Here is a 14,475-nt window from a genome sequence, read left to right as displayed (position 1 = left end):
GCGGGATAATCAACCGCACTGCACCACGCACACGGGAATCCTCCATGGAATTTAGCACACAGACCACCGCCTCTTTGCACCAAATCAAGACAGCCGCACTGGCGATAGGCGTCTATGCTGACGGCGAGCTCAGTCCCGCCGCCGATGTCATCGACCGCGCAAGCAATCACGCCGTGCGTAATGTCGTCAAAACCGAGTTCCGTGGCCGTGCTGGCGCTACGCTGGTCTTGCGCGCCTTGCCGGGGGTCAGCGCGCAACGCGTCGTGCTGGTCGGCCTGGGCAAACAAAGCGAATACAACGCCCGCGCCCATGCATCGGCCGAGCAGGGTTTTGCAGCGGCCTGCGTCGCTGCCCGCCTGGCCGAGGGGGTATCCACCCTGGCCGCCAACCCGATCGCCGACGTCGATCTGCGTAGCCGTGCGCGTGCCGCAGCCATTGCCGCCGGCGCCGCGACCTATCACTATGACACCACGTTCGGCTCGCCTGATCGTGACAGCCGTCCAAAACTGAAAAAAATCGTGCAGGTCGTCGAGCGCGCCGACGCTGCAGCAGCCCAGCAAGGCCTGCGCGAAGGCGCCGCCATTGCCCACGGGATGGAATTGACCCGCACGCTGGGCAATCTGCCTGGTAACGTCTGCACACCAACTTACTTGGGCGACACCGCCAAAAAACTGGCGCGCGAGTTTCAATCGCTCAAGGCCGAAGTCCTGGATCGCAAACAGGTCGAGGCACTGGGCATGGGCTCGTTCCTGTCGGTCGCGCGTGGATCCGAGGAACCGCTGCGCTTCATCGTGCTGCGCCACCAGATCAAGAACGCCAAGAAATCCAAATCCGGCCCGGTCGTGCTGGTCGGCAAGGGCATCACGTTCGACGCGGGCGGCATCTCGCTCAAGCCGGCGGCCACCATGGACGAAATGAAATACGACATGTGCGGCGCGGCCAGCGTACTCGGGACGTTCCGCGCCCTGGCCGAACTGGAGCTGCCGGTCGAGGTCGTGGGCCTGATTCCCGCATGCGAAAACCTGCCCAGCGGCAAAGCCAACAAGCCTGGCGACGTTGTAACCAGCATGTCCGGCCAGACCATCGAAATCCTGAATACCGATGCCGAAGGCCGCCTGGTGCTGTGCGACGCCTTGACCTATGCCGAACGCTTCAAACCCTCGGCAGTCATCGATATTGCCACCTTGACCGGTGCGTGCGTCGTCGCGCTGGGCCACGTCAACACGGGGCTGTTCTCGCCTGACGAAAGCCTGGCCGATGCCTTGTTGTCGGCAGGCAAACAGTCGCTCGATACGGCATGGCGCATGCCGATGGATGACGCCTACCAAGACCAGTTGAAATCAAACTTCGCTGACATTGCCAACATCGGCGGCCCACCGGCTGGTTCGGTCACGGCGGCGTGCTTCCTGTCGCGCTTTACCAAGGCCTATCGCTGGGCGCACTTGGATATCGCCGGCACCGCATGGCGCAGCGGCAAGGACAAGGGAGCCACCGGCCGCCCCGTGCCCCTGCTGATGCAGTACTTGCTGGATCAGGCCTGAGTCCGTTGCATGCTTATTAACGTTACCGCGCCAGGAAAGACCGGCCATTATCCAGCCGGCTTGCCTCTCGTAGAGGGGAAACAGGGCCATGCCCTGTCCTGGTGCAGACCTCAGAGCGGCGTTGGTTTATGACGCGCATCGATTTTGCTTTTGGGGCCAACGACAGATTGCGCGCCGCCTGCCAAGTGGCGCGCAAGCGTTATCTGGCAGGCCAGCGGCTGGTGGTGTACTGCGCCAATGGATCTCGCCTGTCCGCGTTTGATCGTTTGCTCTGGGCATTTGACGACATTTCTTTTGTGCCGCACGTGCTGGCGAGCGATCCGTTGGCTGCCAGTACGCCGGTGATCCTGACGGCAGCTCCGCCGGCCGCGCCCCCCTCGGATGATGCCGAGGGGCCGTGGCTGATGAATCTCGATGATGACTGCCCCCCGGGCTACGAGGCGTTCACCCGAATCCTGGAAATCGTGTCGGGAGAGCCCGATGATCGTCAGGCAGCGCGCCAGCGCTGGCGGACTTATCAGGCTGCCGGGCACGATCTGCACGGCCACGATCTCGCCGGTCGTTTAGCATAAGGGCTGATTCAGGAGCCCTTATGCCCCAATATTCAGACCCTGGCATCCCTACGCTGACGCAACGCGTCGAGCCGACTTTGGCGCCGGCCCAGCCGGACAAGGAACAAACCGCGCAAGATCATCACGATGATTTGCCGGTCTTGACCGATGTCGCCGACCCGGCACCGTCCCGTACAACGCCGGCTGAACGGCAGGATGAGAACGAGCTGCCGGTCTTGACTGACATTGCCGATGCGACACCCGTGCCGGCCAGACCCCGTTCACCCGCGTCCGAACAGCAGGATCGAGACGAGCTCCCTGTGTTGACCGAAATCGCAGGCGATCAGGATGCACGGTATGCCTCATCGGAAGCTTCCTCTGGTGCTGCAGGTGGCGTTGGCTTGCCGCAGGCAGCTTTCAGCACCACGGCCGGCGGTACAGATGCCAATACGGCGGTCCTCAGAGCGGCCCTGCAGGCCGAGCTCGAACAAGCCCTGCAGCAGGCCATGGACGATGCCACGACCGGTGTGCGCGCCCGTCTGGAAGCAGAACTGCCGACATTGATCGCGCGTGCGCTGAGCAAAGTCCGGCCAGGCTGAGGCCAGAATGCCATTCGAGCGGGACAAACCGTATCCCGGCCACGATAAAGTCCATCCGGGCTAGATCCAGCGCGCTTAAACTCAGATACTTACCTCTTGTTTCGCATCATATGACCCCCATATTGGGTTCAAGGCAAACCGGAACCCAGCAAATTCTGCCTGCCAGTAGATTTTTCAGGGAACTGTAAGGTATCCTATCCCTCTAATACGTTGGGCAACCCCCGTTTGCCGTACACAGGAGCCGTCCATGAACGATTACCGTCCTTCCCCTTTTAACCGCTCTGGCGCCTATGCTGGCGCGCCGGGCGAAGTCGTCCGCAATAAAGTCCTGCGCAACACCTATTGGCTGCTGGCGCTATCGCTGATCCCCACCGTGCTAGGCGCGGCAGTCGGCCTGTATAGCGGCATCAACCAAGTCATGATGGCCAGCCCGGGCCTGTCGGCCATCATCTTTCTGGTCGGCGCCTTTGGCCTGATGTTCGCCATCGAAAAGAACAAAAACAGCTCGCTGGGCGTCGTCCTGCTGCTGGCCTTTACGTTCTTTATGGGTGTGATGCTGTCGCGCCTGCTGGGCTTTGTGCTCGGCATGGGTAACGGCGCCCAGTTGGTCATGACCGCCTTCGGTGGTACGGCGGTGGTGTTCGGCACCATGGCAACGCTGGCCACGACCATCAAGCGTGACCTGTCCAGCATGCAGAAATGGCTGTTTACCGGCGCGGTGGTCATCCTGGTCGCCGCACTGGCCAACATCTTCCTGCAGATGCCCGCCCTGATGCTGACCATCTCGGTCCTGGCCATCGTGATTTTCTCGGCCTTTATGCTGGTGGACCTGCAGCGTGTGGTCAATGGCGGCGAAACGAATTACGTGTCCGCCACGCTGGCCATCTATCTGGACGTCTACAACGTCTTCTCGAACCTGTTGATGCTGTTGGGTATTTTTGGCGGTAATCGCGAATAAACCGTCCGCAGCTCGGCATCCTGGGGCCCGCCTTGTGCGGGCCTTTTTCATTCTTAACGCTTGAGTGAATCAGTGTGATGATCGCCGTAGGCAGCGTTGACACGAGCCCTGTCCGCATCAATGCGCGCATTCATTTCCGCGAGCTCTGCCTTGGCCTGGTCTCGAAACGCCTGCATGTCGGCGTGCAGGTCATCATGATGCATCTTCAATTCGTTATACGCGTCGCGCGCGGACTGGGCATCGGTCTGCCCGTCCTCAATCATGCGGTGTGTCATGTCCAGAAACTGGGACGACTCGCGACTGATGATGTTTGAGACACAGGTGTTGGCGTGATTTGACGCGTGTAGCGCTTGCTGCGTATTTTCGTTTTTCACCTGCAGGGCCGCCGTTTCGTAGGCGGCCTTTTTTTCCCGGTTGGCATAACTGACACGCAGGTGTTGCTCCAGCTCTCGTTGATTCGCGGCATGAACAAATACCCCCCCGCCCGCGTGGGCGACCTGTTCGAGCGTGGGGCGATCCTTTTTGGGGACGTCAAAGCCGATGATGTTTACCACGGCTTTCACGTTCGAGTCATGCAGCGCCTGCGCAGCGGCGACCGGATCTCCGTCACAGGTTTCCAGCCCGTCTGACACGACAAAGAGGACCCTATGATCTTTTTTCTTATCCGTCTCTGGTTTGAACGCAGCCCCTGCCTGGGTAATCGCGGCAGCCAACGGCGTCCAGCCTTTGGCTTGCAAGCCATCCAACGCCTTGTTGAGTTTCCGCTCATCCACGCGGGCTGGATCAGAAAGCATCTCGACTGCCGCGCACGACATCGCCTTGTCTCGTTCGTCATTGCTACCGCGATGGCCGAACGCTAACAAACCCACTTCGGCATCGCTGGGGACGGTTTGCAGAAACGCGCGCGTGGCGGTTTTAGCAGCGTCCAATTTGCGCTTGCCACCCGCGCGGCCTCGCATCGAGCCCGAGGCGTCAATGGCAATCACGGCCTTGTTCCACCGTTGTCCCAGTGTCTCGGGCGCATCCGGCAGGGGCGGCCCCGCATGGAGACGATAGTCTGAGTAGCAGGCGTCGGCAGACTCGCCAAACTCGGAGAGAAAGTCCGTATATAGATCCTCTGCCGTCCAGAAGTCTCGTTTTGCCGACAATGTTGGGACATCGGCGCTCATCACAGTGATGGGCAAAAGCCAGACGCAGCCCACGGCGAACCCTAGCCATCGGCGTATCGCCAAGCGGGTTTTATGCGTCGATGCTGCGCCGTCCAAAATTCGCCTCCGTCAGAGGGGGCGAGGCTCATCGCCCCCAAGATTCCGGGGCCAACGATACCACCGGCGACAGCACCATAGGGACGAAAAACCTTGGCAAAGCCGTTACAAGCGCTACGGCCTATAACCGCTGCGGGCTCGACGATCGTCTTTTAACCAGCGCGGTCTCTCAACTCGGGCGCGCCCATTGCCCCTGCACAGTGCGCGCAGCAGAACATTTTTCCCTCTTTTTCAAGGCCGTGCCCAATAATTCGGACGCCACAATGTTCGCAGGTGGGAGCGAGCGTTTTAATGGCGCATTCAAAGCTATCAAACGTATATGACTTTCCCTGGATAGCTATTTCAAAAGATTTGTCATATTCATTTCCACACGAATCACATTTCGCCATATCGGCCTCCTCGATTAAGTCGTACTGAATGAGCAAAATTTGCTGTCCGGCTGATGACGGGTAGTCAGCGCGCGCGTCGTTCCGGCTTTATTGGTGCTGCGCCCAGACGCTGGCCCCTGGGTGATCCATTAACGGGGCGGATAAGGCGAGGCACGCAGCATAGTCGCCAAATGGGCGCAGTTGAGCGCCAGCTCCCTCGTCGCTTGAGCCGTCTTTTCAGGCGTAGCAGGCAACTGGTCAAAATTCGTTTTTTGCATGGCTTCGCCGACCCAATAGGTCACAGCACCGGCCGGTAATGTAAAGCCCACGTCATTCAACGCCTGAAACAGTTCGGCGCTGACATGGTGTGCGCCGTCCTCGTTGCCGACCACCGCAACCCCGGCCACCCGGCCGTAAGTGACCATGCGCCCGGCGTCATCCAGCTCGCCTAGGAACGCGTCCATACGCTCCAGAATGCGCTGGCATACGCTGGAAGGATGGCCCAGCCAGATGGGCGTTCCCAGTATCAGAATGTCGGCGGCCAGGATTCGCCGCCGCAGGTCCGGCCATTGGTCGCCGGCGCCCTCGTCCGACGTCACGCCGGGTGAAATGGCCAAGTCGACTGCGCGCACCATTTCATCACATTGAACACCCTGCGTGCGAAGCGCCTCAGCGACTTGGCCAAGCAGCTTTTCACATGATGAGGCGGCAGGGGATTTTTTGAGTGTGCAATTAATCGCGATCGCTGAAAGAGCCATGACGTGCCCTCCGTGAGACAGACGCTTTCATTGCGCAAGGAGCATGCCTGCAGGGGGAGCCGGTGGTAACGCGCCGCGTGGCCCGCGCAGACATCGGATCGATCTATCCAAGCCGCTTAACGAATCGCCGACAACCTCGCAATGATTACAAGCGCTGCAAGTCCAGCAACACGCGTCGGGTGGACAAAGGACGGCCGACTAAATTAGCGGCCAAGCGCTCACGGAGATCTCGTCGTAATGCAGGCTCAATCGCCGGATCATCGAAATCCGGCGCGGCCTCGTCGATGCCATAGCCGGTTTCACTGAGCAAGGTCCATTCAAAGCGCCGCAACGCACCGGCTGCCCGCGTCCCACCGGCCAATTGTTGCAATGCCGTGTCGTAGGCATCAAACAAGGCAGGATGCGCATCCTCACGCGGCAGCAAGCGCAACAGCAGCTCGTTCATGTACCAGGCGGACATGAGTGCCGTGCCTTTCAACGGCCTCAGGCCGACGACCTCGGCACGAGTCAAGGTTTTGACTTCGCCCGCACCGCTCCACGACAACAACAGTGGTTGAAACGCGGACAACACCGGCCGCAACACCGAATAGGGTCGCTTTGCCCCTTTGGCGACCAGGGCCACACAGCCGTGATCGCGGGAGAAACTCTGGACGATCAGAGAGGTTTCGCGCCACGGCGTGGCGTGGAGCATAAAGGCGGGGCAATCCTGGACGCGATGCGCCCTTTTACTCATAGCCTAAGTCGCGCAACGCACTTTCACGGTCGGACCAGCCCTTGCGCACCTTGATATAGACCTCGAGATGCACGGGCTTGTCGACCAGCTTGGCGATGTCTTGGCGTGCCTCGGTCGCGATGCGTTTCATGTGCTCGCCGCCGGCACCCAGCAAGATAGGCCGATGGCTCTCGCGTTCGACCACCACGCAGGCCGCCACACGCAGCGCCTGATCGTTTTCTTCCCATTGTTCGATGACGACGGTGCACGCGTAGGGCAACTCATCGCCGACCAGGCGGAAGATCTTTTCGCGGAGCAATTCGGCCGCGATGAAACGCACGGGCCGGTCGGTGAGCGTGTCTTCCTCGAACATGGGCTCGCCCTCGGGCAAGCGCACCGCGATTTCCTGCAGCAACTGATCGAGTTGCTGCGACTTGAGCGCGCTGACCGGCACCACCGCATCATAGGGATGCAGGGCCACGATCTTGGAGACGAAGGCAAACAGGTCATCGCGCCGCTTGATCGCGTCGATTTTGCTCACGACCAGGATGGTGCGCTTGGCATCGGGCAACAATGGCAGCAGCTTGGCATCGCCGTCGGTCCATTTGCCAGCCTCGACCACATGCACCACGACGTCCACGTCAGCCAGTGCCTGCGTCACGACGCGATTCATCATGCGGTTCATGGCACCGCCATGGCGCGTCTGAAAACCGGGGGTATCGACAAAAACGAATTGCTCGTGCTCGCGCGTGAGCACGCCGTGAATACGGTGACGTGTCGTCTGCGCCTTGCGCGAGACGATGGAGATTTTCGAGCCGATCAAGGCATTGGTCAGGGTGGACTTGCCCACGTTGGGGCGGCCCACCACGGCCACGAAACCGGTTCGGAAAGGGGTATCGCTCATTTGACCTCTTGAGCCACTGCCACGGGCAGTGACAATTGCGCTGTTTTACGGGCTTTGCCCGATTTACGGGCGGGGCGTCCTGGCGGACTCGCGACCTGGGCGGCCTCCAGGGCCAGCTTGGCGGCTGATTGTTCGGCAGCACGCCGGCTGGCACCAGGAGCTACGATCTTGATCTCCAGGGCCGGGATGGAACACTCGACCTCGAATTGCTGGCTGTGCGCCGCACCATGCGTCGCGACAACCGTATAGAGCGGCAGGGCCAGTTTCCGGCCCTGCAGGAACTCTTGCAGCAGGGTTTTGGCGTCTTTGCCCAGGGTTTTGGGATCCACGCTGGCCAACACCGGCTGATACTGCCGTGCGATGACCTTGCGAGCCACCTCAAAACCGCCGTCCAAAAAAGCTGCGCCAAAAATGGCCTCGACCGCGTCAGCCAGAATGGACGGACGGCGAAAGCCGCCGCTCTTGAGCTCGCCCTCGCCCAAACGCAGATACTGGGACAGCTCGAGACGCTGGCCGATCTCGGCCAGTGAGGCTTGCTTGACCAAATTGGCGCGCAAACGTGACAAATCGCCCTCGTCCAGCTTCGGAAACCGCTCGAACAGCAGTGCCGCCACGACAAAATTCAACACCGAGTCCCCGAGAAACTCCAGTCGCTCGTTGTGCCGTGCGCTATGGCTGCGATGCGTCAGCGCCTGCTCAAGCAGGCCCGCATCGCCGAAGCGATGATCGAGGCGGGTTTCCAGCGTGGCGAGAGACATGTCAGTGAAAGCTGCCGATACGGCCTAGGTCGCTGAAGTTCATCCAGATAAAGAATGCCTTTCCGACGATATTGGCATCCGGGACAAACCCCCAGTAACGGCTATCGGCGCTGTTATCCCGGTTGTCGCCCATGGCGAAATATTGCCCTTCCGGCACCTTGCAGCGTACTCCATTACGGGCGTACTGGCAGTTACCCATGTTGGGAAACTGCCAAATTGGGCCGTACATCTGTGTTTTACCCTCATCCAGCAGGATCTGGTGCTCAACGTTGCCCAATTTTTCCTTGTATTGGGCAATATACGACACCCGGTCCGGCTCGAAATACTCACCGTCCTGGGCATGAGGCACCAATTGGCCATTGATGTAGAGTTTTTTGTCCAGATAGGCGACCTCGTCACCCGGCAAACCAACGATACGCTTGATGTAGTCCACGCTGGGATCCACGGGATAGCGAAAAACGACCACATCCCCGCGCTGGGGCGAGCCGGTATCGACGACTTTTTTGTCAACGATAGGCAGACGCACGCCGTAGCTGAACTTGTTCACCAGGATCAAATCGCCCGATTGCAGCGTCGGCAGCATGGAACCCGACGGAATGCGAAATGGTTCGACCACAAAAGAACGCAGTACGAACACGAACAAAATGACGGGAAAGAAGCTGACGGCATACTCGATCCACCATGGCACACGGGTCGCCGACTCGAGCGCGGCCTGGCGCATGCGAGTGGCTTCCTGGGGATCCGTCACATAACTGGTATCGACGGCGTCGGCGGCCTCCCGGCCGCGTTGCGCACGTTTGCGACGCAGCATCGACACGTCCAGCGCCCAAACAATACCGGTCACCACCAACAGCACAAAAAGTATCAGTGCAAAATTCCAACTCATAGGGTTGCCGCCTTTTTCTTACTACTTGTCTTCGACCTGCAAAATAGCCAGGAACGCCTCTTGGGGGATTTCCACGCTACCCACTTGCTTCATACGCTTTTTGCCCGCTTTCTGCTTTTCAAGCAGTTTTTTCTTGCGGGTGATGTCGCCGCCGTAGCACTTGGCCAGCACGTTCTTGCGCAAGGCCTTGACGTTTTCGCGGGCAATCACCTCTGCGCCGATGGCCGCCTGAATCGCGACATCGAACATCTGGCGAGGGATCAGGCCACGCATTCGCGTCACGACGTCACGCGCCCGATAGCGCGCATTGGCCCGGTGCACAATCATGGCCAGGGCATCGACACGATCACCGTTGATGAGCAGATCGACCTTGACCACGTCTGCCGAGCGGTATTCGAGGAACTCGTAATCCATCGACGCATAGCCGCGCGACACGGACTTCAGTTTGTCGAAGAAGTCGAGCACGATCTCAGCCAAGGGGATCTCGTACGTCAAGTGGACCTGACGCCCGTGGTAGCTCATGTTGATCTGCGCGCCGCGTTTTTGATTACACAGCGTCATGACCGGCCCCACGTATTCCTGGGGCATGAACAGAGTCACTTTAACGACCGGCTCGCGAATATCGACGATATGGCCGACTTCCGGCATGCGCGCCGGGCTGTCGATCACGGCCAGAGTGCCATCGCGCTGCTCGACCTCGTACACCACCGACGGCGCGGTGGTGATGATGTCCATATCGAACTCGCGCTCCAGGCGCTCTTGCACGATTTCCATGTGCAACAGGCCCAAAAAGCCACAGCGGAAACCAAAGCCCAGCGCCTGAGAGACCTCGGGTTCGAACATCAGCGCGGCATCGTTGAGCTTGAGCTTTTCGAGCGAGTCGCGCAGTTGATCATATTCAGAGCTTTCGACCGGGTACAAGCCAGCAAACACCTGCGGCTTGACCTCTTTGAAGCCAGGCAGCGGCGCAGGCGCGGGCTTGCCGGCGAGCGTGATGGTATCGCCGACTTTGGCATTGGCGAGCTCTTTGATGCCCGCGATGATAAAGCCCACCTCGCCTGCCGATAGCTTGGTGCGGGGTTGGGACTTGGGGGTAAACACCCCTAATTGCTCACACAAATGCGTGGCGCCGGACGCCATCAGCAGGATTTTGTCTTTGGGATTGAGCGTACCGTTGACGATGCGCACCAGCATCACGACGCCTACGTAGTTGTCGAACCAGGAGTCGATGATCAGCGCCTGCAACGGGGCGTCCGGATCGCCGACAGGAGGCGGCACACGCGCCACGACAGTCTCGAGAATCTCGTCGATCCCCATCCCGGTCTTGGCGCTGGCCAAGACAGCCTGACTGGCATCGATGCCGATCACATCCTCGACCTCTTGACGAGCGGCATCGGGATCCGCCTGCGGCAGATCCATTTTGTTGAGCACAGGCAGGACTTCGACGCCCAGTTCGATCGCGGTATAGCAGTTGGCGACGGTTTGCGCCTCGACGCCCTGCGAGGCATCAACGACCAGCAATGCACCCTCGCAGGCTGACAGCGAACGGCTGACTTCGTACGAAAAATCGACGTGGCCCGGGGTGTCGATCAGGTTCAGGTTGTAGACCTTTCCGTCCTGGGCATGGTATTCCAGCGCGGCGGTCTGGGCTTTGATGGTGATGCCCCGCTCGCGTTCGATGTCCATCGAATCCAGCACCTGAGCGGACATCTCGCGCGCTGCCAGCCCGCCGCAACGTTGGATCAGGCGATCGGCCAGGGTCGATTTGCCGTGATCGATGTGGGCGATGATGGAAAAATTGCGAATATGCTGCATAGAGTGGATTTATTAGGGACAAAACGCACGCAAACCCGGTGCGCGACAGAGACACAAAACGCAAGCCATACACGACTGCGGTCACCATACCGAGCCCCGATGTCACTCGGGTCACGAGAAAAGAACCAGCCAAAAACGAGGGGGCGCATCGCGCCCCCTGCTGTGCCGTCTAGCCGCTCCCGGGGTTTGTACTCCCCCTATGGGAGCAACAAGCCTGAGGAAACGGCGTGACGGCCATTTTTGTGGCAACCAGGCATTTTAGCCGGTCTTGGCGTTTATTTGGACGGCTCGACCGCCACCCACTGCGCTTGGTCGCCACGACGGACCAATAAACCAGCCGCTTTACCCTTGGGCAGCTTGCTGACCAGGCTGTTGAACTGATTCGCATCCGTCACATCGGTGTTATTGACCGCCAGGACGATATCCCCGGGCTGCAGGCCGGCAGCGTCCGCCGCGCCGGTCGCCGTGCGCACTTGAACGCCGCCTTTGATGCCCAGTTTGCGCTGAACATCATTGGGAACATTCACCACGCCCAATCCCAGGGCATTGCCGGCCGGCTGGGCCTCTTCCTGAGGGGCTGCCTCGGAATCATCGGCCTTGGCGGTGAGCTCGCCCACTTTGACCGACAGCGTCACGGTTTTGCCACGGCGCCAGACTTCCATGTCGGCACGAGTGCCCGGCTTGGTTTCCCCGACGATACGAGGCAAATCGGACCAGCGTTTGATGGTTTCGCCGTTGAACGAGGTAATCACGTCGCCCGCCTTGACGCCGGCATCCCCAGCGGGGCCGTCGGCCTCGACATTGCTGACCAGGGCGCCTTCGGCCTTGGGCAGGCCAATGGCGCTGGCAACGTCCTTGCCAACCTCACCGATCTGTACGCCGATACGGCCGCGAGTCACCTTGCCGCTGGCACGCAGTTGGTCGGCAACGCGCATGGCCTCATCAATCGGAATGGCCAGGGAAATACCCATGAAACCGCCGCTACGCGAGACGATCTGCGAGTTGATCCCAACGACCTCGCCTTTCAGGTTGATCAGCGGGCCACCCGAGTTGCCGGGGTTGACCGCCACATCGGTCTGAATGAAAGGCAGGTATTCACCCGTATCGCGGCTCATGGCGCTGACGATGCCCGCCGTAGCGGTGGAGTCCAGGCCAAATGGCGAGCCGATTGCGAGCACCCACTGGCCCTTTTTGAGCTGTTTGGGGTCGCCGATCGACAGCGGAGTCATATCCTTGGCCTCGATCTTGATCAGCGCCACGTCGGTGCGCTCGTCTGTTCCGATGACCTTGGCCTTGAACTCGCGCCCGTCGGTCAGCGTGACATAGATATCAGCCGCGTCGCTGACAACGTGATTGTTGGTCAGGATGTAGCCATCAGCCGAGATAAAGAACCCTGAACCGACACCACGGGGGACTTTACGCTCTTCGGGTGCCTGGCGGGGCGTAGGATGCGGTTGCTGCGGGACGCCCGGACCTTGGAAATCCGGACCGAAGAACCAGCGGAATAATTCGTAGGGGTCGCCGCTGCCGCCTGGAGAGCGCACCGGCACGTTCGCCGTCGTGCGGATATTGACCACGGCAGGATCGGCTTTGGCAATGACGTCGCTGAAATCAGGCAGCACTACCGCGGGACTGGCCGCGGCGGGTGCTTGCGTCTGTGCTTGTGCAACAGGCCCGTAGGCGCCGGCCAGCAAGACGGCTGACATGACTGCAGGGGCAAAGCGCCGGATAAAAGGTTTCGACACTGAAAGTGATTCCATGAGAGAACTCCGAAAACTCCCCATACCTTTTGCAGGCTTTATTGTTATTGAGAAGATACAGGCACGTATTCAGTAGAAGTAGCAAGCTGCTCCAGCGTCTCGGCGGGGACCTCGCCCAGCGCCGTCAGCCAGAAATCAGCGATGCGTGTGCTATAGATATTGATCGCACCGCGCCGCACCGCCCCATTGGACATGGGGTGGTCGCGTTGATCATCATAGGGCTCGATAAAGACGGAAATGGCAGCCAGGCCATCAGAGAGCACGAGCTGGCTGACATTGCTGCGCCCCATCGAACGTACGACCTGCATGACCGAGACAAAGCCGGCCGGGGCAGGAATACGCCATCCTTGGGCAGCCAGATCGATGGTTTCGATTTTGGGCTGCAGGACTTTCCAGTCTCGCGTGTTCCACGGCGACGTCAACTCGTTTGCATCGACCTTGTCGCCCAAACGGATGGAACTGAACGAGACCTGCTCGACCACGCTCTGGTCGCTGTCTACCGTCTGCGCGCGGAGCAATAAATTAGTGGCCACATCTGCGCACAGCCGATAGCCGTAGCGCTGCCCGTCGCGCGGCTGAATCGTGATGATCCGGCATTGGCGGTCCGCAACACGGTGCAGCTTGTCTTGCACCCGAATGTCGTAATGTTGCGCCAACTCGGTCGGATTACCCAACAGCAAGCCCGGGAAGCGGTCACCGCGGCGCGGCTCCATCAACACGGTCTTGCGCTCGGGAATAAGACATTGAATTTCGTCGTTGTGGCGCAGGTATTCGCGGGGCTGGCCATCGAGGATTTCCAGACGCTCACGTTCACCGGTACCGTCGATCACATGAACAAGCCGGGACGACTGAATGGCCTCGCCCTGCTGGTACATGAATACGCCGGCGTAGTCTTGCTTGCGTGCAGCCTGCTGAATATCGTAGAGCAGTTGTACTGCCGCTTCGGGCGCTGCAGCCCCGGCGGCGCGGGCAGTGTCATGCAGCGACGAAAACGCAACCAGAAAAACGGCCGTCAACGCCCACCCTGCCCCTTGTATCGGCCTGCGGATCAAGCCAGCACGATGCCATGCGGGGCGACAGAAATGTTGTAACTGCGCGATCAACGTCCGGCTCCGGCATCAAACGACACCTGGCGTACCGCACTGGGCCCCGCCATTTGGCGATGAGCCTCGAGGTAGTCCCGTAGCGCTGGGGTTTCGTTGACGGACGCGTCCGCCAACGTACGAGTCTCGGCCGGACGGCTGCTGCCGCCCATGATGTACGGCTGGGCGACCCATGCCACCGTCGCGACGGCAGCGGCAACAGCCAGACTGGATAATCCGAAACGCAACGGAGAGCGGCGTCGCTGCGGTGCAACAATAGGAAGCTCGGCATCCAGCGCACGTGACAGACGTGCATGAAAATTTGCACTGGGGCTGACGGCCAGATCGGCATTGCGCAAGGCATCGCCTATCAAATGATAGGTGTCCCAGGTTCGGCGGCCTTGCTCAGTGGAAAGGTCGGGGAAATTGAAATCGGATGGCTCACCGTCCATCCAGGCCGACACCGACTCCTCGAGGGAAACTTCGGTCTCTACCACTGATTTTGCTGTTGACTGCAT

At 60.1% G+C, this 14,475-nt stretch carries 14 protein-coding genes; 4 read left to right on the top strand and 10 right to left on the bottom strand.

The window, feature by feature from the left end; translation table 11 throughout:
• The first annotated feature begins 44 nt into the window (after positions 1–44).
• The 4 genes from ACYVI2_RS02630 (at position 45) to ACYVI2_RS02615 (ending at position 3,649) form a co-directional block, all read left to right on the top strand.
• Positions 45–1,541, top strand: coding sequence for a leucyl aminopeptidase (locus ACYVI2_RS02630; RefSeq protein WP_415821771.1), 1,497 nt, complete (start codon positions 45–47; stop codon positions 1,539–1,541).
• Positions 1,542–1,669: 128 nt separating this feature from the next.
• Entirely contained in the window at positions 1,670–2,113 is a 444-nt protein-coding gene (locus ACYVI2_RS02625; RefSeq protein WP_415821770.1) for a DNA polymerase III subunit chi, read from the top strand.
• Between the two features lie 20 nt (positions 2,114–2,133).
• On the top strand, positions 2,134–2,691 hold the full coding sequence (locus tag ACYVI2_RS02620) for a hypothetical protein (RefSeq protein WP_415821769.1): 558 nt from the start codon (positions 2,134–2,136) through the stop codon (positions 2,689–2,691).
• A 247-nt stretch (positions 2,692–2,938) separates the two neighbouring features.
• Entirely contained in the window at positions 2,939–3,649 is a 711-nt protein-coding gene (locus ACYVI2_RS02615; protein WP_415821768.1) for a Bax inhibitor-1/YccA family protein, read from the top strand.
• Between the two features lie 53 nt (positions 3,650–3,702).
• Here ACYVI2_RS02615 and ACYVI2_RS02610 read toward each other — a convergent pair whose 3' ends face one another.
• The 10 genes from ACYVI2_RS02610 to ACYVI2_RS02565 all read right to left on the bottom strand — a co-directional run bounded on the left by ACYVI2_RS02610 (position 3,703) and on the right by ACYVI2_RS02565 (position 14,475).
• Positions 3,703–4,914 (bottom strand): vWA domain-containing protein, encoded by a 1,212-nt coding sequence (locus tag ACYVI2_RS02610; RefSeq protein WP_415821767.1) that lies wholly within the window; start codon positions 4,912–4,914, stop codon positions 3,703–3,705.
• A 517-nt stretch (positions 4,915–5,431) separates the two neighbouring features.
• Positions 5,432–6,040 (bottom strand): flavodoxin family protein, encoded by a 609-nt coding sequence (locus tag ACYVI2_RS02605; RefSeq protein WP_415821766.1) that lies wholly within the window; start codon positions 6,038–6,040, stop codon positions 5,432–5,434.
• Positions 6,041–6,185: 145 nt separating this feature from the next.
• A complete protein-coding gene (gene recO / locus ACYVI2_RS02600; RefSeq protein ID WP_094820240.1) occupies positions 6,186–6,773 on the bottom strand; it encodes a DNA repair protein RecO in 588 nt (195 codons plus the stop codon).
• Positions 6,766–7,656: a GTPase Era gene (gene era, locus ACYVI2_RS02595; RefSeq protein WP_415821765.1), complete on the bottom strand. Its 891-nt coding sequence runs from the start codon at positions 7,654–7,656 to the stop codon at positions 6,766–6,768. The genes recO and era overlap by 8 nt, the downstream gene beginning before the upstream one ends.
• The gene (gene rnc, locus ACYVI2_RS02590; protein WP_415821764.1) at positions 7,653–8,414 is read right to left on the bottom strand and encodes a ribonuclease III; all 762 of its coding nucleotides are present in this window, start codon (positions 8,412–8,414) and stop codon (positions 7,653–7,655) included. The genes era and rnc overlap by 4 nt, the downstream gene beginning before the upstream one ends.
• 1 nt (position 8,415) lies before the next feature.
• Positions 8,416–9,300 (bottom strand): signal peptidase I, encoded by an 885-nt coding sequence (gene lepB, locus ACYVI2_RS02585; protein ID WP_415821763.1) that lies wholly within the window; start codon positions 9,298–9,300, stop codon positions 8,416–8,418.
• 21 nt (positions 9,301–9,321) lie between these two features.
• The gene (lepA, locus tag ACYVI2_RS02580; RefSeq protein WP_415821762.1) at positions 9,322–11,115 is read right to left on the bottom strand and encodes a translation elongation factor 4; all 1,794 of its coding nucleotides are present in this window, start codon (positions 11,113–11,115) and stop codon (positions 9,322–9,324) included.
• 275 nt (positions 11,116–11,390) lie between these two features.
• Entirely contained in the window at positions 11,391–12,875 is a 1,485-nt protein-coding gene (locus ACYVI2_RS02575; protein WP_415821761.1) for a DegQ family serine endoprotease, read from the bottom strand.
• Positions 12,876–12,919: 44 nt separating this feature from the next.
• Positions 12,920–13,975 carry a MucB/RseB C-terminal domain-containing protein gene (locus ACYVI2_RS02570; protein WP_415821776.1) on the bottom strand — a complete coding sequence of 352 codons (1,056 nt, stop codon included), beginning with the start codon at positions 13,973–13,975 and terminating at the stop codon, positions 12,920–12,922.
• Positions 13,975–14,475, bottom strand: a complete 501-nt coding sequence (locus ACYVI2_RS02565; RefSeq protein WP_415821760.1) for a sigma-E factor negative regulatory protein — start codon at positions 14,473–14,475, stop codon at positions 13,975–13,977. The genes ACYVI2_RS02570 and ACYVI2_RS02565 overlap by 1 nt, the downstream gene beginning before the upstream one ends.

It is taken from the genome of Bordetella tumbae, from assembly GCF_054780995.1.
Note: the sequence above shows the minus strand (reverse complement) of the source record. Positions and strands in the feature narration are given on the sequence as shown.